We start from the raw sequence: 15,920 nt of genomic DNA on the forward strand, positions 1-15,920 counted from the left end.
GCACGACGGAGGAGGAGCCGTGGCACGACGACCGGCTCCTCCTTCGGCGTCTGCGGGCGCGCGCCCGAACCAGACCGGCTCGACGAAATCCGGCACCGCGAAATCCGGCACCGCGAAATCCGGCACCGCGAAGCCGAAGGCTCGCCAGGCGGCTCCGTCCCGGCAGGCGGCACCCCGCGGATCACGCGGCGCTGCGGGCCCCGCATCCGAGCCGCATCGCGTCGATGTGCGCGAGTGGGCCTCCGGCATCCGCCTCTCCGCGTTCTCCGTGATCATGCTGTCGCTGGTGGTCCTCGGTGCCTGGGTGCTGGTGCCGACGCTCGGCACGTTCATCGACCAGCGGCAGAAGATCGCGGCTCTCGAGGCGTCGATCCTGGTCTCCGAAGACGAGATCACCGCACTCGAGCAGGAGCGCGAGCGCTGGCAGGATCCCGCGTACATCACCACGCAGGCCCGTGAGCGCCTGTACTACGTCCTGCCCGGCGAGGTCGTCTACCTGATCGACAACGATCTCGACCCGGCGGCCCTCCCGCGCGAGCAGGAGCCGGTGAGCGACACGCTCGCGGAGAAGCCGGCGGACTGGATGCCGCAGCTGCTGCGCACGCTGACATCCTCGGGTCTGAGCGACACGGCCGCCGTCACGCGCTGACGCCGCGCGGACAGGTGTCTCTGAGCATCCTCCCCGCCGCCTCCCGTACGCTGGACGGGTGACCACGCCGCCATTCCCCGCCCCCACCACCGCCGAGCTCGCCGTGGTGTCCGCACAGCTGGGGCGGCCCGCACGCGGCGTCGTCGGGATCGCGGCACGCTGCACCTGCGGCAACCCCACGGTGGTCGCGACCACGCCGCGCCTTCCGGACGGCACCCCGTTCCCGACGTTCTACTACCTGACGCACCCCGTGGCGACCGCGGCGATGTCGACGCTCGAAGCCACCCAGACGATGCCAGAGCTCGCGGCGCTCCTCGCCGAAGACGAGGACGTCGCCGTCGCCTACCGCAGCGCGCACGAGGCCTACCTCGCCGATCGCGCGCAGTTCGGCGATGTCAGCGAGATCGACGGCATCTCGGCCGGCGGCATGCCCACCCGGGTGAAATGCCTGCACGCGCTCGCCGGGCATGCGCTCGCCGCGGGCCCCGGTGTGAACCCGATCGGCGACGCGGCCCTCGTTCGCTCCTCGTGGTCGCCAGAGCGCTGCCGCTGCGAAGAGCCGGGTGCGGCGCTGCGCGAGACCGGGACATCGACGGCATGAGCCCCCGTCGGATGCTGCGAGACGCCGTCGCGGTCGCGATGGTCGTGGCATCCGTTCTGCTCCTGGGAGCCGCGGCCACACCCGCGCCGGTGCCCGACGACCCCAAGGATCCGGTGCGCGCCTCGGAGTACTGGCTCGACGGCGCTCGCATCCGCGAGGCGTGGCAGACGACCCGCGGCAAGGGCGTGACGATCGCCGTGATCGACACCGGCATCGGCAAGGTGCCCGGCACCTTCGACGACGCGGTGGTCGGCGGGACGGACGTGTCCGGCGCGGGATCGGCGGACGGGCGGACGCCGCTCGGCGCGGTCGACGGCAACCACGGATCCTGGGTGGCCTCGCTCGCCGCCGGCCGCGGCGCCCCTGACGGCACCGGCATGATCGGCGTCGCGCCAGAGGCGAACCTGCTGTCGGTCTCGGTCGGGTTCGGCGCCGCCGCCGCGGTGCCGTTCACCGAGCAGGTCGCGAAGGCGATGCGCTGGGCCGTCGACAACGGCGCCGACGTGATCAACCTGTCCTTCACGACGAACACCCTGGACTGGGACAAGAGCTGGGACGACGCGTTCCTCTACGCGTTCGAGCACGATGTCGTGGTCGTGGTCGCCGCCGGCAACCGGGGGAGCGGCACGAGCATCATCGGCGCCCCCGCGACGATCCCCGGCGTGCTCACGGTCGGCGGCGTGGACCAGACCGGAACCGCGAGCGTCGAGGCGTCGACGCAGGGCATCACGATCGGCATCTCCGCACCGAGCGAGGGACTGCTCGGGGTGTCTGCGGACGGCTCGCTCGCATCCTGGAGCGGCACCAGCGGTGCCGCGCCGATCGTCGCCGGCATCGCGGCGCTGGTGCGCTCCGCGCACCCCGACCTGGATGCGGCGAACGTGATCAACCGGATCATCCAGACCGCCATCCCGGTCGACGGGGCCAAGAAGCCGCGCGATCCGCTGTACGGGTACGGCCTGGTCGACGCGATGGCGGCCGTGAAGTCCGATGTGCCCGAGGTCGACCAGAACCCGATGGGCGATCTTGCCGAGTGGATCAGGCTCTACCGCAAGGCGGAGACGGTCCCGCAGTCGGAGCCCACGCTGACGCCGGTGGCGGTGCCGCCGCTGCCTGACGCGGATGCGCCGACGGATGCCGGTTCCCCGCTGCTGCCCAGCGCCGATTCACTGCGCTACGGTACCCTTCCGCTCATCGCCCTCACAGTCCCTGGTATCCTGGTAGCGCTTGGCGTCACCGCAGCTGCCCGGCGCATCCGATCGGCGCGCGCTCGCACGCCACTTTCCTGACTCCCGAGGAGCTGTCCCCCTGTGCCTCAGAACAGCACTGTGCCCAAGATCCTGATCGTCGGAGGTGGCTACGCGGGCTTCTACACCGCGTGGAAGCTCGAGAAGCACCTTCGCAAGGGCGAAGCGGAGGTGACCATGGTCGACCCGCTGCCGTACATGACGTACCAGCCGTTCCTCCCCGAGGTCGCCGCCGGATCGATCGAGGCGCGTCACTCCGTCGTCGCGCACCGTCGTCACCTGAAGCGCACGAACGTGATCACGGCCAAGATCACGGGCATCGACCACGCGAACAAGGTCGCCACGATCACGCCCCCGCTCGGCGAGCCGTACGAGTTCGCGTACGACCAGATCGTCGTCACCGCGGGCGCCGTGTCGCGCACCTTCCCGATCCCCGGCATCGCCGACAACGCGATCGGCCTGAAGACGATCGAAGAGGCTGTGGCGATCCGCGATCGCCTGATGTCGAACTTCGACAAGGCCGCCTCCGTGCCCGCGGGCCCCGAGCGCGACCGCCTGCTCTCCGTCGTCGTGGTCGGCGGCGGCTTCGCCGGCATCGAGGTGTTCGCCGAGCTGCGCTCGCTCGCGTCCTCCCTCGTCGGCAAGTACCCGCAGCTGACGTTCGACGACACGCACTTCCACCTGATCGAGGCGATGGGCCGCATCATGCCCGAGGTCTCGCTCAAGACCAGCGAGTGGGTGCTGAAGGACCTCGCCAAGCGCGGCGCCAACGTGCACCTCGACACGCAGGTCACCGGTGCGATCGGCGGCAACGTCGAGCTCTCCACCGGAGAGGTCATCCCGACCGACCTCATCGTCTGGACGGCCGGAGTGATGGCCAACCCGACGGTCGTCCGCGGCGGCGACCTGCCCGTCGAGGAGCGCGGTCGCATCCGCACCCGCGCCGACCTGCGTGTCGGCACGCCCGAGGAGTTCGTCGATGGCGCCTGGGCCGCCGGTGACGTCTCGGCCGTTCCGGACCTGTCCGGCGGCGGCGTCGGCGGCTACTGCGTGCCGAACGCGCAGCACGCCGTGCGTCAGGCGAAGCTGCTCGCCAAGAACCTCGTCGCGGTCCTGCGCGGTGAGGACCCCAAGGAGTACTTCCACAAGAACCTCGGCGCCGTCGCCGGCCTCGGTCTCTACAACGGCGTGTTCCAGTCCGGGAACATCGCGCTCAAGGGCTTCGTCGCCTGGGTCGCTCACCGCGGCTACCACGGCCTCGCGATGCCGACGTGGGAGCGCAAGCTCCGCGTCGTCTGGGGCTGGGTGAACAACCTCTTCCTGGGTCGCGACCTGGTGAACCTGCAGACCGTGCAGAACCCGCGCTACGTGTTCGAGGAGTTCGCCTCCCGCCCGCGTCCGGCAGCGGATGCGGCACCCGCAGCTCCGGCCAAGGCCGCGCCCGCGAAGGCGGCACCCGCGAAGGCCGCGCCCGCGAAGGCCGCTCCGGCCAAGGCCGCGCCCGCGAAGGCCGCGCCCGCGAAGGCGGCACCGGCGAAGGCGGAGACCGCCGAGGCCGAGCCTGCCAAGGTCGAGCCCGAGGCTGCGGCGAACGCCGAGACCGCCAAGGCCGAGGCCGTCAAGAAGGCCCCGGTGAAGAAGACGCCAGTGAAGCGGACCGCGACCGCTGCCGCGAAGTAGAGCTCACGTGCGAATGCCCCGTCTCCTCGGAGACGGGGCATTCGTCGTTTCGGGCGCGGACTCGGAGCTCACTCCACGGTGACGGACTTCGCGAGGTTCCGCGGCTTGTCGACGTCGTGCCCGAGAAGCACTGCGACCTGGTAGGCCAGGAGCTGAGTCGGGATCGTCAGCAGGATCGGATCGAGCTCGGGCTCGTTCTTGGGCACGAGGATCGTGCGGGCGTCCAGATGCCCCAGCCCGACGGAGGCGTGCGTGATCGCGACGAGCGGCCCGCGGCGGGCGAGCACCTGCTCGGCCGCGGCGAGGTTGCGTTCGGCCAGCTCGTCGTCGGGGATGATCGCGATGGTCGGCATCTCCTCGTCGATCAGGGCGAGCGGGCCGTGCTTGAGCTCGCTGGTCGGGTATGCCTCGGCGTGGATGTAGCTGATCTCCTTGAGCTTCTGCGCGCCCTCGCGCGCCACCGGGTACCCGTGCACCCGGCCGATGTAGAAGGCACTCCGAGCCTTGGCGATCTCCCGGGCGAGCGGCTCGATCTCAGCCGCGCGCGAGAGCATCTCCTCCAACTGCTCCGGGATGCGCTGCAGGCCGCGCAGGATGCGGTCGCCGTCTGCGTGGGAGAGGTCGTGCAGTCGGCCCAGGTGCAGCGCGAGCAGCGCGAAAGCGAGCGACATGTTCGTGAGGGCCTTGGTGGACGCCACCGAGATCTCCGGACCAGCGTGCAGGTAGACGCCGCCGTCGACCGTGCGGGCGATGGTCGAGCCCACGACGTTGACCAGTCCGATCACGCGCCCGCCCTTGCGCTTGATCTCTTCGACGGCGAACGCCGTGTCGGCCGTCTCGCCGCTCTGGCTCACGGCGACGTACAGCGTGTCCGGCTCGATGATCGGCTTGCGGTAGCGGAACTCCGAGGCCGCTTCCGCGTCGGCGGGGATCCTCGCGAGGTCCTCGATCAGCTGCGCGCCGAGCTGGCCGACGTAGTAGGCGGAGCCGCAGCCGAGGATCTTCACGCGGCGGAATCCGCGCAGCTCCCGAGGTTCGAGACCGAGCCCGTCCAGCCGGGCGGTCGCGAATCGCTCGTCCAGCCGTCCGCGCAGCACCATCGCCGCAGCCTCCGGCTGTTCGTGGATCTCCTTGAGCATGTAGTGCGGGTAGCCGCTGAGCTCGAGGTCCTCCGCGGCGACGCTGATCTCCACCGGCTCGCGGGTGGTCGGGCTGTTGCCGCGATCGAAGGTTCGGTATCCGGCCGGGGTCACGGTCGCCAGCTCGCCGTCGTCCAGATGCACGACCTGGTTCGTGTGACGCACGAGGGCGGCGACGTCGCTGGCGACCAGCATCTCCTTGTCGCCGATGCCGATGATCAGGGGCGATCCGCTGCGCGCCAGCACGATCCGATCGGGATGCCGCTCGTCGAGCACGGCCAGGGCGTACGTCCCGGTGATGCGGGAGAGGGCGTCCAGGACGGCCTCCTCGAGCGTCTCCGCCTCCGAGCGGGCGATGAGGTGCGCGATGACCTCTGTGTCGGTGTCGCTGAGCAGGGTGACGCCGTCCTGAGCGAGCTGGGTGCGCAGGGTGGCTGCGTTGTCGATGATGCCGTTGTGCACGACGCTGATGCGGCCATCGCCGCTGCGGTGCGGATGAGCGTTCTGCTCCACGGCGGGGCCGTGGGTGGCCCATCGGGTGTGGCCGATCCCGACCTTGCCGGTGAGGCGGCTCGGCAGTGCCGCCTGCAGCTCGCGGACCCTGCCGACTCGGCGCACGGCGGTCGTGCCGCGGCTGCCGAGCACGGCCAGTCCGGCGGAGTCGTACCCGCGGTACTCGAGGCGGGTCAGGCCCTCGACGAGGATGGGGGCAGCGGGCTGATGGCCGATGTAGCCGACGATTCCGCACATGGTGACCTCCTGGGTCGGTTCGATTCGATGGAAAGGCGCTCGGGCGGATTCAGCCGTAGACGATGCGTCGCAGCTGGCGCTCGGAGAGTTCCGGGGCGGCGAACGGACGCTCCCGCAGCTCGACGGCAATCCGTGCGAACGCCGCCGCATTCCGCGTGCCGTGCACCTGCAGCTCCGCGTGGCGCCGGCGCACGTAGGCCTCGACCGGCTCGGAGTGGAACGCGAGGACGTCGTCGATGACCCGAGCCGCGACGGCCGCCGGCAGGCCGGTGGACGTCGCGATCCGCTGGACGAGTTCGCGATCGGGCATTCATCGAGTGTGCATGCCGGAGCCGTCGACTGGCAAGAATCTGCCCGAATTCGGGCAGATTCTCCGGGTTGAGGGAAATGCGGCGGATAGTCGAGGGTGTTCGCGAGTCGTACCCCCGGTCGGACTCGAACCGACACTGAAGCGATTTTAAGTCGCCTGCCTCTGCCATTGGGCTACGGGGGCCCGTCCGCCAGCCTAACGTCGGATGCCGGCTGCGACCGGGTTCCGCGAATCCCGAATCCCGGTCCTGCTAGGCCTTAGGGTGGGGGAGTGCTCGACCTCATCGCCGATCTGAGCCCCGATCCTGGACGTCCCGCAGTCGCCCCGGAGTGGGCGGACCCCGCTCGCTACTGGCCCCGCCTGAGCGCGGCCACCGGGCATCTGCCCGCTCCCGTCGCGGTGATCGACCGCGAAGCGCTCCGGCACAACGCCATGGACCTGCTCGTGCGCGCGGGCGGGCTGCCGATCCGGGTCGCCTCCAAATCGGTGCGGGTGCGCGCCGTTCTCGACGCCGTGCTGAAGCTGCCGGGGTTCCGCGGCATCCTGGCCTTCACTCTCGCTGAGGCCCTCTGGCTCGCCGAGGAGCACGACGATGTGGTGGTCGGATATCCGACCGTCGACAGGACGAGCCTGGAGCGGCTTCTCGCCGACGAGGAGGCGGCACGGCGCATCACCCTCATGGTCGACGACATGACCCACCTCGATCTGATCGACAGCGTCTCGCCGCCGCAGAGCCGCCCGCAGGTCCGCGTCGCGATCGATGTCGACGCCTCACTCCGCTCGGCGGTCCTCGGGCACATCGGCGTCCGGCGTTCGACCCTCTTCACGGCGGGTGAGGTCGCCGCGTTCGCGAGGAGGATCGCGCGACGCCCCGGCTTCCGGCTCGTGGGTCTGCAGATGTACGAGGCGCAGATCGCCGGGCAGGGGGATGCCGCTGGTCCGGGTGCACCGGTGATCCGCCTCGTCCAGGCGCGCTCGCGCGACGAGCTCCGCGAGCGCCGCGCCGCGATCGCCTCCGCGCTGACGGATGTCGCCCCGCTCGAGTTCCTCAACGGCGGCGGCACCGGCTCGTTGGAGTTCACCGGCAGCGACGAGTCGCTCACCGAGGCGAGCGCGGGCAGCGGCCTGCTCGGCGGTCACCTGTTCGACGGCTACCGGTCGTTCCGGCCTGCACCGGCATCCGCCTTCGCCTTCGACGTCGTGCGGCGACCCGCGGCGGACATCGCGACCGTCCTCGGCGGCGGCTGGATCGCCTCCGGTCCTGCGCTCGCGTCCCGGCAGCCGCTCCCGGTCTGGCCGGCGGGGCTGCGCACGCTTCCCCGCGAGGCGGCAGGAGAGGTGCAGACGCCGTTGCGGGGCGCCTCGGCACGCGGGCTCGGCCTCGGCGACCGCGTATGGTTCCGCCACGCCAAGAGCGGCGAGCCGGCCGAGCGCATCGACAGCTACCACGTCGTCTCCGGCGACGAGGTCATCGATGAGCTCCCCACGTATCGCGGCGAGGGAAAGGCGTTCCTGTGACGAGAATCGGCGGCACCTGGGAGAACTGGGCGCGGACGGCCCGGATGCGTCCGGTCCGCGTCGAGCGCCCGCGGACCCCCGAAGGCGTCCACCGCGCGGTGAGAGCGGCGGTCACGCACGGGCTGCCCGTGAAGGCGGTCGGGGCGGGCCACAGCTTCAGCGGGATCGCCGTCGCACCGGGAGTCCTCCTCGAGCTCGACGACCTGCAGGGCCTGGTGTCGGCCGACACGGCGACCGGCCGGGTCACGCTCCTCGCCGGCACCCGGCTGCATCGGGTCCCCGCGCTGCTCGCGCCCTACGGCCTCGCCATGCAGAACCTCGGCGACATCGATCGTCAGTCGATCTCCGGCGCGATCTCCACGGGCACCCATGGCACCGGCGCCGGCTTCGGCGGTCTCGCCACCCAGGTGACCGGCATCACGATGATCACGGCGGACGGCGAGTTCCTCCGCATCGACGAGCACCAGAACGCTGAGCTGCTGCCCGCCGCCGCCCTCGGCCTCGGTGCGCTCGGGATCATCGTCGAGGTGACCCTGCAGTGCGTTCCCGCGTTCGTGCTGCAGGCGGTCGACGAGCCCGCGCCGCTGGAGGATGTGCTCGTGACGCTCGCAGACCGCGTCGCGGCATCCGATCACTTCGAGTTCTACTGGTTCCCGCACACCGAGGTCGCTCTGACCAAGCGCCAGACGCGTCTGCCCGAGTCGACCCGCCGGGAGCCTCTCCCGCTCCTGGGCAGATGGGTCGATGAGACCCTGCTGGCGAACGGCGTCTACCGGGCCGTGTGTGCCGCTGGGCGGGTCGTTCCGGCGATCACGCCGCCGTTCAGCAGGATCGCCGTGAAGCTCACCGGCGATCGCCGTTACACCGATCTGTCTCATCGCGTGCTGACCCAGAGCAGGACGGTGCGTTTCCGCGAGATGGAGTACGCGCTCCCAGCCGAGAACGTCGTTCCGGCGTTCCGCGAGGTGCAGGCTCTGATCGCGGCGCGCGGGTGGCGGGTCGAGTTCCCGATCGAGGTCCGCTTCGCCGCGGAGGACGACAGGTGGCTGTCCACCGCCTACGGGCGGGCGAGCGGCTACATCGCGGTGCATCGCTACTGGAGAGCGAACCCCACCGCCTACTTCGAAGCCGTCGAGCGGATCATGCTCGAGCATGGCGGGCGTCCGCACTGGGGCAAGATGCACACTCTCGGTGCGGCGCAGCTGCGCACGCGCTACCCGCGCTTCGACGACTTCACGGCCCTTCGCGACCGCCTGGACCCGGAGCGCCGGTTCACGAACCGGCACCTCGATCGCGTGCTCGGTGAGTGACCGGGTCGGCGCCGGATGGGCGCCTTCGGGGGCGCGGCGTACCCAGTCGACGCGCAGACTGCGCCGATAGGATGAGACAAACACGAGGAAGGGTGGGCCTCTGATGGAATGGCTCGTGCCGGTACTGATCGTCGTCGGAGTGATTCTGCTCGTCGGCATCTACCTGTGGGCGACGTACAACTCGCTGGTGCAGCTGAACGTCCGCGTCGACGAGGCGTGGAGCGGCATCACGGTGCAGCTCAAGAGACGGGCCGACCTCATCCCGAATCTCATAGAGACCGTGAAGGGCTACGCGTCCCACGAGAAGGCCGTCTTCGAGAACGTCACCCGTGCACGCGCCGAGACGCTCTCCGCGAGCGGTCCCGGTGAAGCGGGTATCGCCGAGGGGCACCTGCAGCAGGCGCTGCGCAGTCTCTTCGCGGTCGCCGAGGCGTACCCCCAGCTGCAGGCGAGCCAGAACTTCCTGCAGATCCAGCACGCGCTCGTCGACACCGAAGACAAGATCCAGGCCGCGCGCCGGTTCTACAACGGGGGAGTGCGCGAGCTGAACACCAAGATCAAGGTGTTCCCGAACAACCTCTTCGCGAAGGGCCTCGGCTTCACCGAACGCGAGTTCTTCGAGGTGGCCGACAGCGGCGCGATCTCCGAGCCGCCCCGCGTGCAGTTCTGACGCGTTCCCGTCTCTGACACGAAGGCCCGATGCCCAGCATCGGGCCTTCTGCGTGTCGTGAGCTCTCGGGTGCTCAGGCCGCATTCTCCCTGGTGTGCACATGGCGTCCGACCGGGATGTCGGGCTGGGCGCGCAGCGCCGAATGCACCGCATCCGCCGCAGTGCCCCACCCGGAGACGGAGATGTTCTCGAGGCCCTGCCACGACGCGGCGCGCGCCAGCTCGGCGGCGACCCGCTCGGCGTCCTCGGGCTTCGCCTGCGGCTCCCACCATGCCGACTGCACACGCAGCGTGGACTCCTGCCGGTCGGCTTTCAGATCGACGCGGGCGACGATCCGGTCTCCCACCAGCACCGGCAGCGAGTAGTACCCGTAGAGCCGCTTCTCGGCGGGGACGTAGATCTCGATGCGGTAGTCGAGCTCGAACGCCCGCAGGGCTCGGTCCCGGAACCAGACCACCGGATCGAACGGCGTGAGCAGCGCCGCGGCATCCACCTTTCTCGGCAGCACGGCGTCGCGATGCCGCCAGGCGGGCAGCGGCCGCCCGCCGCGCTCCCAGCCCCGCACCCGCACGGGCAGCAGCTCGCCCTCGTCCTCCAGCTCGGAGATCGCGTGAGCGATCGCACCGCGATCGCGGATGCGGTAGTAGTCGGCGAGGTCCGACTGCGTGGCGACGCCCGAGGATCTCGCTGCGCGACGGATCAGCTCACGGATGGCATCGGGAGTCGGGATCTCCTGAGAGCGGATGGCGTCGGGGATGACGTGCTCGGCGAGCGCATACGTGCGCTCGAAGCCCTTCCGGCCGCTGATGGCGACGTCGCCGATGCGCCACATGTGCTCGAGGGCGACCTTCACGTCGTCCCAGTCCCACCAGGTGCCGCGCTCGCGTGGCGCATCCGCCCTGATGTCGGCGGGGCGCAGAGGGCCGCGGGTGCGGAGTTCATCCTGCACCCACTGCAAGGTGCGGGCGTTGCTCGCGGCCCAGGAGCCGGGGGCGGTGTACCGGTCGCGGAAGTACTCCATCCGGAACCGCCACAGCGGCCAGTCCTCGATGGGGATGAAAGTGGCCTCATGCGCGAGATACTCGACGTAGTGCGTGGTCCGGGAGAGGAAGACCCGGTCGAGCAGCGACGGATCGTAGGCGCCGAGCCGGGAGAACAGCGGCATGTAGTGCGAACGTGCGAACACGTTGACCGAGTCGATCTGCAGCACTCCGAGCCGATCCATCACCCGGTGCACGTGACGGGCCGAGACGGATGCCGGGCGGGCGCGCGTGAAGCCCTGTGCGGCCAGCGCGAGCCGGCGGGCGCGAGCGGAGCTGAGGGTGTCGGTCACCGTGTCAGCGTATCCGCGGGCTCGGACATCGCGTCCGCGATCGTTCGTCACCTGTTCATGCCCGCTCCCGCGCGCCGCTTAGACTGAGGCGATGAGTGAAGAGCAGCGACCACGGCTGAGGGATCTCTTCCGCCCGCGCCCCATCTCGCCCGACCGGACCGTGACCACGGAAGCCGACGAGGCAGTCCCATTCGGCCTTCGGGTCGCCGCGGCCTATGCCTGGCGTGCTCTCCTGATCGCCGCGGTCGTCGCCGGCTTCATCTGGATCGTCATCCAGCTCAAGCTCCTGGTGATCCCGCTGATGGTCGGCATCCTGATCGCGGCCCTCCTCTGGCCCGCCTTCGAATGGATGCTCCGGCGCAGGTTCCCGCGCTGGCTGGCGGTCGCGATCTCCGTGGTCGGCACGCTCGCCATCGTCTCCGTCCTGCTCTGGCTGGTGATCTGGCAGGTGCGCGCCCAGCTGCCCGAGGTCCAGGCGCGCACGGCCGGCGCCGTGGAGCAGTTCCGCCAGTTCCTGCTCGACGGCCCGCTCAACCTCAGCGAGGACCAGATCCAGGGCTACCTCGACCAGGGCTTCGAGCTGATCAACGAGCAGGCGCAGCTGCTCTGGAACGGTGCGCTCGCGGTCGGCTCGACGGCCGCCCACGTGGTCACCGGTGCCGTGCTCGCCCTGTTCATCCTGATCTGCCTGCTCGCCGACGGCGCGGGTATCTGGCGCTGGACGCTCCGTCTGTTCCCGCGTGCCGCGCGTCCGGCCGCCGACGGCGCCGCCCGCAACGGCTGGGCCACCCTCACCAACTACGCCCGGACGCAGCTGCTGGTCGCGGCGATCGACGCCATCGGCATCGGCGTCGGCGCGGCGCTGCTCGGCGTTCCGCTCGCGATCCCGGTGGCGGTCCTGGTCTTCCTCGGCTCGTTCGTCCCGATCGTCGGCGCCGTCGTCACCGGTGCGTTCGCCGTGCTGCTCGCACTCGTCTACAACGGCCCGCTGATCGCTCTCGCGATGCTCGCCGTCGTGCTCGGCGTGCAGCAGCTCGAGGGGCACATCCTGCAGCCGATCCTGATGGGCTCGGCCGTGAAGGTGCACCCGCTCGCCGTCGTGCTCGTCGTCGCCGGCGGGTCCATGGTCGGCGGCATCCCCGGCGCGCTGTTCGCGGTGCCTCTGGCCGCGTTCATCAACGTCGCGGCGGTCACCGTCAGCACCGGGTCATGGCGCACCGGCGACCAGCCCGACGCAGACCTTATCTGGAGCACAGTTCCGCGGCAGCGGGTACGGAGGAATCGATGAGCGCAATCCCCAGCCTGGACGAGTTCGAGCAAGCGGCTCAGAGTCTGGCTGAGGTGATCGAGCACACGCCGACCCTGCCGTCGCGAGCGCTCTCCAGCATCCTCGGCGCCCCCGTCCTCCTCAAGATGGAGAACCTGCAGCGCACCGGGTCGTTCAAGATCCGCGGCGCCGCGTACCGCCTCTCGCGGCTGAGCCAGGAGGAGCGCGCGCGGGGCGTCGTCGCGGCATCCGCTGGCAACCACGCGCAGGGCGTCGCCCTGGCAGCGCAGGCGCTCGGCATCTCGGCGACGATCTTCATGCCGCTCGGCGTGCCGGTCCCGAAGCTGCTGGCGACCCGCGGCTACGGCGCCGACGTCGTGCTCGAGGGGGAGACGGTGGCCACCTCGCTCCGGCTCGCTGCCGAGTTCGCCGAGCGCACCGGCGCGGTGCTCATCCATCCCTTCGACCACCGCGACGTCGTGATCGGGCAGGGGACCCTCGGGCTCGAACTGCTCGACGACGCCCCCGAGGTCGACACGATCCTGCTCGGCATCGGCGGCGGCGGACTCATCGCCGGCGTGGCCGCGGCAGTCAAAGCCCGTGCGAAGGAACTCGGCCGGTCCGTCCGCATCATCGGCGTCCAGGCCGAGAACGCCGCCGCGGTTCCGCCCTCGCTCGACGCGGGGCGTCCGGTCGAGATCGAGACGAAGCCGACCATCGCCGACGGCATCCTGGTCGCGCGCCCGGGCGAGATCCCGTTCGACATCATCAAGGAACTCGTCGACGAGGTCGTCACGGTCTCCGACGACGATCTGGCTCGCGCCATCCTGATCCTGCTCGAGCAGGCGAAGGTCGTCGCCGAGCCCGCCGGCGCCGCGGGCGTCGCCGCGATCCTCTCGGGCAAGATCAAGGCCACGGGCACCACGATGGCGGTGATCTCCGGCGGCAACATCGACCCGCTGCTGCTGCAGCGCGTGGTCTCCCACGGCCTCGCAGCCTCTGGCAGGTACCTCACGATCCGCATCCCGCTGCCCGACCGCCCCGGTCAGCTCGCGCGCGTGTCCGAGCTCATCGCCGAGGCGGGTGCGAACGTCATCGAGGCGATGCACACCCGGCACGGTCACGGACTCCAGATCACCGAGGTCATCCTCGAGCTCAGCGTGGAGACGCGCGGAGCGGAGCACTCCGAGCACACGCTCGACACGCTCCGCCGCGCCGGCTTCGCGCCGATCGTCGTCCCGGACTGACCCTTCGACGGGCTCAGGGACCCTTCGACGGGCTCAGGGACCCAGCGACGGGCTCGGGGACCCAGCGCATACGAGAAAGCCCCGTCCGGCCGGACGGGGCTTTCTCGCGTGAACGCGGCGGTCAGCCGGTGTAGGTCTCGACGTTCACGATCTCGACCGAGATCGAGCGGCCGTTCGGGGCCTCGTACGACGACTTCTCGCCGACCTTGAGGCCGAGGATCGCCTGTCCGAGCGGGCTGGCCTCGCTGTACACGTCGAGTTCGCTGCCGACGGCGATCTCGCGGCTGCCGAGGAGGAAGACCTCCTCGCCGCCGGCGACCACAGCGGTGACGACGGTGCCGGGTTCGACGATGCCGCGGCTCGCGGGCGCCTCGCCGACCTTGGCGGTCTTCAGCAGGCCCTCGAGGGTGCGGATGCGCGCCTCCTGTTTGCCCTGCTCGTCCTTCGCGGCGTGGTAGCCGCCGTTCTCCTTGAGGTCCCCCTCTTCGCGGGCGGCCTCGATGCGCTTGGCGATCTCGTCGCGACCGGTCGTGGACAGGTGCTCCAGCTCGGCGACGAGCCGGTCATATGCTTCCTGCGTGAGGAAGGGAACCTGAGCGTCAGTAGACATGACGAAGCTCCTTCGTTAGGTACCCGCCGACGTACTGCGGGGGATATGCCAAGACGCCCTGGCACGGTGCCAGGGCGTCGTCTGTCTGCCAGAAGTCTAAGCGACCCAGCAGGTGTTCACCAAACCTGTGGTGGCCTCGGAGACGGTCGGAACCGTGGTCGAGAGCGCCTGCGAGTGGCTGTCTCCCGGCGGGATCTCGACGACCTTCCAGCCCACGACGCCGAACTCCTCGTCCAGGGCCTCGATGACGCAGACGACATTCTTCCCCTGGACGCCGGTGACCTGGAAACGCACGTCGACCGTGTGCTCGTCGACGAGTTCGAAGCCCAGATCGTCGGCATCCACCGAGTTCATCTGGCCGGCGACGGTCATCCAGCTGAACGCGCCGACGACCAGCACCGCCGCCGCGATCGTGATGACCCAGGGTCCTCGCCGTCGCCGGGTGCGGCCATAGCGTTCATCGAGCTCTTGTGCGGTCGTCACGGCGTGGGTCTTCCGGTCGTTAGGCTGGTGACTCCAGGTTATGCGACCTGCGCACGAAAGGCCGACTCATGCTCGCTCTGACCGAGACCCCGATGCCGACGCCCACGATGCCCGTGGCACCGGAGCTCGTCACGCCCGGCTTCGTCGGGTTCGCGGCCGTCGTGGTCCTCCTGATCGCCGTCATCCTGCTGATCCTCGACATGAACCGGCGAATCCGGCGCGTCCGCTACCGCGAAGAGGTCAGGGAAGAGCTGGATGCCGAGGAGGCTGCGCGCGCGGCAGAGGAAGCGGCCGACGGCTACAAGGGCGACGACAAGGACTGACCGGTCAGGCCCCGAGCGAGGGGGACAGCGGCGCCAGCGCGATCAGCAGGCACGCCGTCCAGTGGCACAGGAACGCCAGCACGGTGCAGGCGTGGAAGATCTCGTGGAACCCGAAGCGGCCCGGCCACGGATTCGGCTTCTTCAGGGCGTACACGATCGCACCCGCCGTGTAGAGCAGGCCGCCGACGATGACCAGCACCATCATCGCGAAGTTCGCGTTCATCAGGTCGACGATGTACATCACCGCAGCCCAGCCGAGCAGCAGGTAGAGCGCCACGTAGAGCCAGCGCGGCGCGTTGATCCAGAAGACGCGGAACAGGATGCCGAGAAGCGCGCCGCTCCACACCAGGACGAGCAGGAGTGCGCCCTTCTCCGGGGGCAGCGCGAGGGTCGCGAGCGGCGTGTAGGTGCCGGCGATCAGGAGCAGGATGTTCGCGTGGTCGATCCGCTTCAGGATCACCTTCACCTTCGGGCTCCAGTCGAACCGGTGATACAGCGCGGAATTGCCGAACAGGAGCAGAGAGCTCGCCATGAAGACCACGGCGGACCACTTCGCCGCTGCGCCCTCGGCGAGGACGATCAGGACGACGCCCGCGACGATCGCGACCGGGAAGGTCACGGCGTGCAGCCAGCCCCGCCAGGTCGGTTTGATCTCGGCGCCCGCATCGTGCTGCGCCTCGGCCATGAGCGGCAGCTCGGGGACGACGGGGGGCGAAGACTCGGGTGTGCTCACGTGCTCACCTTAGGCCGACCCGCATGCCGCAGGCCGTACATATCCTCAGC

Annotated in this window: 16 protein-coding genes and 1 tRNA gene; 10 read left to right on the top strand and 7 right to left on the bottom strand. The window is 70.1% G+C overall.

The features are described 5' to 3' along the window. The first annotated feature begins 19 nt into the window (after window positions 1-19). The 4 genes from IPV10_RS17270 to IPV10_RS01530 are packed head-to-tail and all read left to right on the top strand — an operon-like array spanning window position 20 to window position 4,177. The gene (locus tag IPV10_RS17270; RefSeq protein WP_207479694.1) at window positions 20-649 is read left to right on the top strand and encodes a septum formation initiator family protein; all 630 of its coding nucleotides are present in this window, start codon (window positions 20-22) and stop codon (window positions 647-649) included. A 58-nt stretch (window positions 650-707) separates the two neighbouring features. Further along, the gene (locus IPV10_RS01520; RefSeq protein ID WP_207479695.1) at window positions 708-1,250 is read left to right on the top strand and encodes a DUF501 domain-containing protein; all 543 of its coding nucleotides are present in this window, start codon (window positions 708-710) and stop codon (window positions 1,248-1,250) included. Continuing rightward, entirely contained in the window at window positions 1,247-2,539 is a 1,293-nt protein-coding gene (locus tag IPV10_RS01525) for a S8 family serine peptidase (RefSeq protein WP_207479697.1), read from the top strand. Before IPV10_RS01520 ends, IPV10_RS01525 begins: the two co-directional genes overlap by 4 nt. 39 nt (window positions 2,540-2,578) lie before the next feature. Then, window positions 2,579-4,177 carry an FAD-dependent oxidoreductase gene (locus IPV10_RS01530; protein ID WP_307861036.1) on the top strand — a complete coding sequence of 533 codons (1,599 nt, stop codon included), beginning with the start codon at window positions 2,579-2,581 and terminating at the stop codon, window positions 4,175-4,177. 68 nt (window positions 4,178-4,245) lie between these two features. Here IPV10_RS01530 and glmS read toward each other — a convergent pair whose 3' ends face one another. From glmS to IPV10_RS01545, 3 genes are all read right to left on the bottom strand, one after another. Next, window positions 4,246-6,066, bottom strand: a complete 1,821-nt coding sequence (gene glmS, locus IPV10_RS01535; protein ID WP_207479698.1) for a glutamine--fructose-6-phosphate transaminase (isomerizing) — start codon at window positions 6,064-6,066, stop codon at window positions 4,246-4,248. Between the two features lie 49 nt (window positions 6,067-6,115). Then, complete coding sequence (locus tag IPV10_RS01540; protein WP_207479700.1) at window positions 6,116-6,376, bottom strand: hypothetical protein; 261 nt, start codon at window positions 6,374-6,376, stop codon at window positions 6,116-6,118. 110 nt (window positions 6,377-6,486) lie between these two features. Continuing rightward, window positions 6,487-6,559, bottom strand: a tRNA-Leu gene (locus tag IPV10_RS01545). A gap of 87 nt (window positions 6,560-6,646) precedes the next feature. On the opposite strand from IPV10_RS01545, the gene IPV10_RS01550 reads away from it, so the two are divergent. The 3 genes from IPV10_RS01550 to IPV10_RS01560 all read left to right on the top strand — a co-directional run bounded on the left by IPV10_RS01550 (window position 6,647) and on the right by IPV10_RS01560 (window position 9,874). Continuing rightward, window positions 6,647-7,894 carry an alanine racemase gene (locus IPV10_RS01550; RefSeq protein ID WP_207479702.1) on the top strand — a complete coding sequence of 416 codons (1,248 nt, stop codon included), beginning with the start codon at window positions 6,647-6,649 and terminating at the stop codon, window positions 7,892-7,894. Then, window positions 7,891-9,204, top strand: a complete 1,314-nt coding sequence (locus IPV10_RS01555) for a D-arabinono-1,4-lactone oxidase (RefSeq protein WP_207479704.1) — start codon at window positions 7,891-7,893, stop codon at window positions 9,202-9,204. Before IPV10_RS01550 ends, IPV10_RS01555 begins: the two co-directional genes overlap by 4 nt. Before the next feature lie 103 nt (window positions 9,205-9,307). Next, window positions 9,308-9,874, top strand: coding sequence for a LemA family protein (locus tag IPV10_RS01560; protein WP_207479706.1), 567 nt, complete (start codon window positions 9,308-9,310; stop codon window positions 9,872-9,874). Window positions 9,875-9,947: 73 nt separating this feature from the next. On the opposite strand, the gene IPV10_RS01565 is transcribed toward IPV10_RS01560, so the two are convergent. Beyond that, window positions 9,948-11,207 carry a winged helix-turn-helix domain-containing protein gene (locus IPV10_RS01565; RefSeq protein ID WP_207479708.1) on the bottom strand — a complete coding sequence of 420 codons (1,260 nt, stop codon included), beginning with the start codon at window positions 11,205-11,207 and terminating at the stop codon, window positions 9,948-9,950. 91 nt (window positions 11,208-11,298) lie between these two features. Here IPV10_RS01565 and IPV10_RS01570 point away from each other — a divergent pair, with 91 nt between their 5' ends. Together IPV10_RS01570 and ilvA are read left to right on the top strand one after the other, a co-directional pair. Then, complete coding sequence (locus tag IPV10_RS01570; RefSeq protein ID WP_207479710.1) at window positions 11,299-12,495, top strand: AI-2E family transporter; 1,197 nt, start codon at window positions 11,299-11,301, stop codon at window positions 12,493-12,495. Next, window positions 12,492-13,721, top strand: a complete 1,230-nt coding sequence (gene ilvA, locus IPV10_RS01575; RefSeq protein WP_207479712.1) for a threonine ammonia-lyase — start codon at window positions 12,492-12,494, stop codon at window positions 13,719-13,721. The genes IPV10_RS01570 and ilvA overlap by 4 nt, the downstream gene beginning before the upstream one ends. A gap of 121 nt (window positions 13,722-13,842) precedes the next feature. On the opposite strand, the gene greA is transcribed toward ilvA, so the two are convergent. Both greA and IPV10_RS01585 read right to left on the bottom strand, forming a co-directional pair. Then, window positions 13,843-14,331 (bottom strand): transcription elongation factor GreA, encoded by a 489-nt coding sequence (gene greA, locus IPV10_RS01580; protein WP_207479714.1) that lies wholly within the window; start codon window positions 14,329-14,331, stop codon window positions 13,843-13,845. 96 nt (window positions 14,332-14,427) lie between these two features. After that, the gene (locus tag IPV10_RS01585; protein WP_207479716.1) at window positions 14,428-14,814 is read right to left on the bottom strand and encodes a DUF4307 domain-containing protein; all 387 of its coding nucleotides are present in this window, start codon (window positions 14,812-14,814) and stop codon (window positions 14,428-14,430) included. Window positions 14,815-14,882: 68 nt separating this feature from the next. Here IPV10_RS01585 and IPV10_RS01590 point away from each other — a divergent pair, with 68 nt between their 5' ends. Further along, window positions 14,883-15,137, top strand: a complete 255-nt coding sequence (locus tag IPV10_RS01590) for a hypothetical protein (RefSeq protein WP_207479718.1) — start codon at window positions 14,883-14,885, stop codon at window positions 15,135-15,137. 4 nt (window positions 15,138-15,141) lie between these two features. Here IPV10_RS01590 and IPV10_RS01595 read toward each other — a convergent pair whose 3' ends face one another. Further along, the gene (locus tag IPV10_RS01595) at window positions 15,142-15,822 is read right to left on the bottom strand and encodes a hemolysin III family protein (RefSeq protein ID WP_207480007.1); all 681 of its coding nucleotides are present in this window, start codon (window positions 15,820-15,822) and stop codon (window positions 15,142-15,144) included. Window positions 15,823-15,920: the final 98 nt, after the last annotated feature.

The sequence above is a fragment of the Microbacterium sp. SD291 genome (assembly GCF_017355365.1).
Lineage (GTDB): Bacteria > Actinomycetota > Actinomycetes > Actinomycetales > Microbacteriaceae > Microbacterium.

Excerpts from the sequence above, each read along its gene's own strand:
- IPV10_RS01525 (WP_207479697.1), top strand. The coding sequence starts at position 1,247 with ATGAGCCCCCGTCGGATGCTGCGAGACGCCGTCGCGGTCGCGATGGTC.
- glmS (WP_207479698.1), bottom strand. The coding sequence starts at position 6,066 with ATGTGCGGAATCGTCGGCTACATCGGCCATCAGCCCGCTGCCCCCATC.
- IPV10_RS01540 (WP_207479700.1), bottom strand. The coding sequence starts at position 6,376 with ATGCCCGATCGCGAACTCGTCCAGCGGATCGCGACGTCCACCGGCCTG.
- IPV10_RS01560 (WP_207479706.1), top strand. The coding sequence starts at position 9,308 with ATGGAATGGCTCGTGCCGGTACTGATCGTCGTCGGAGTGATTCTGCTC.
- IPV10_RS01570 (WP_207479710.1), top strand. The coding sequence starts at position 11,299 with ATGAGTGAAGAGCAGCGACCACGGCTGAGGGATCTCTTCCGCCCGCGC.
- ilvA (WP_207479712.1), top strand. The coding sequence starts at position 12,492 with ATGAGCGCAATCCCCAGCCTGGACGAGTTCGAGCAAGCGGCTCAGAGT.
- greA (WP_207479714.1), bottom strand. The coding sequence starts at position 14,331 with ATGTCTACTGACGCTCAGGTTCCCTTCCTCACGCAGGAAGCATATGAC.
- IPV10_RS01590 (WP_207479718.1), top strand. The coding sequence starts at position 14,883 with ATGCTCGCTCTGACCGAGACCCCGATGCCGACGCCCACGATGCCCGTG.
- IPV10_RS01595 (WP_207480007.1), bottom strand. The coding sequence starts at position 15,822 with ATGGCCGAGGCGCAGCACGATGCGGGCGCCGAGATCAAACCGACCTGG.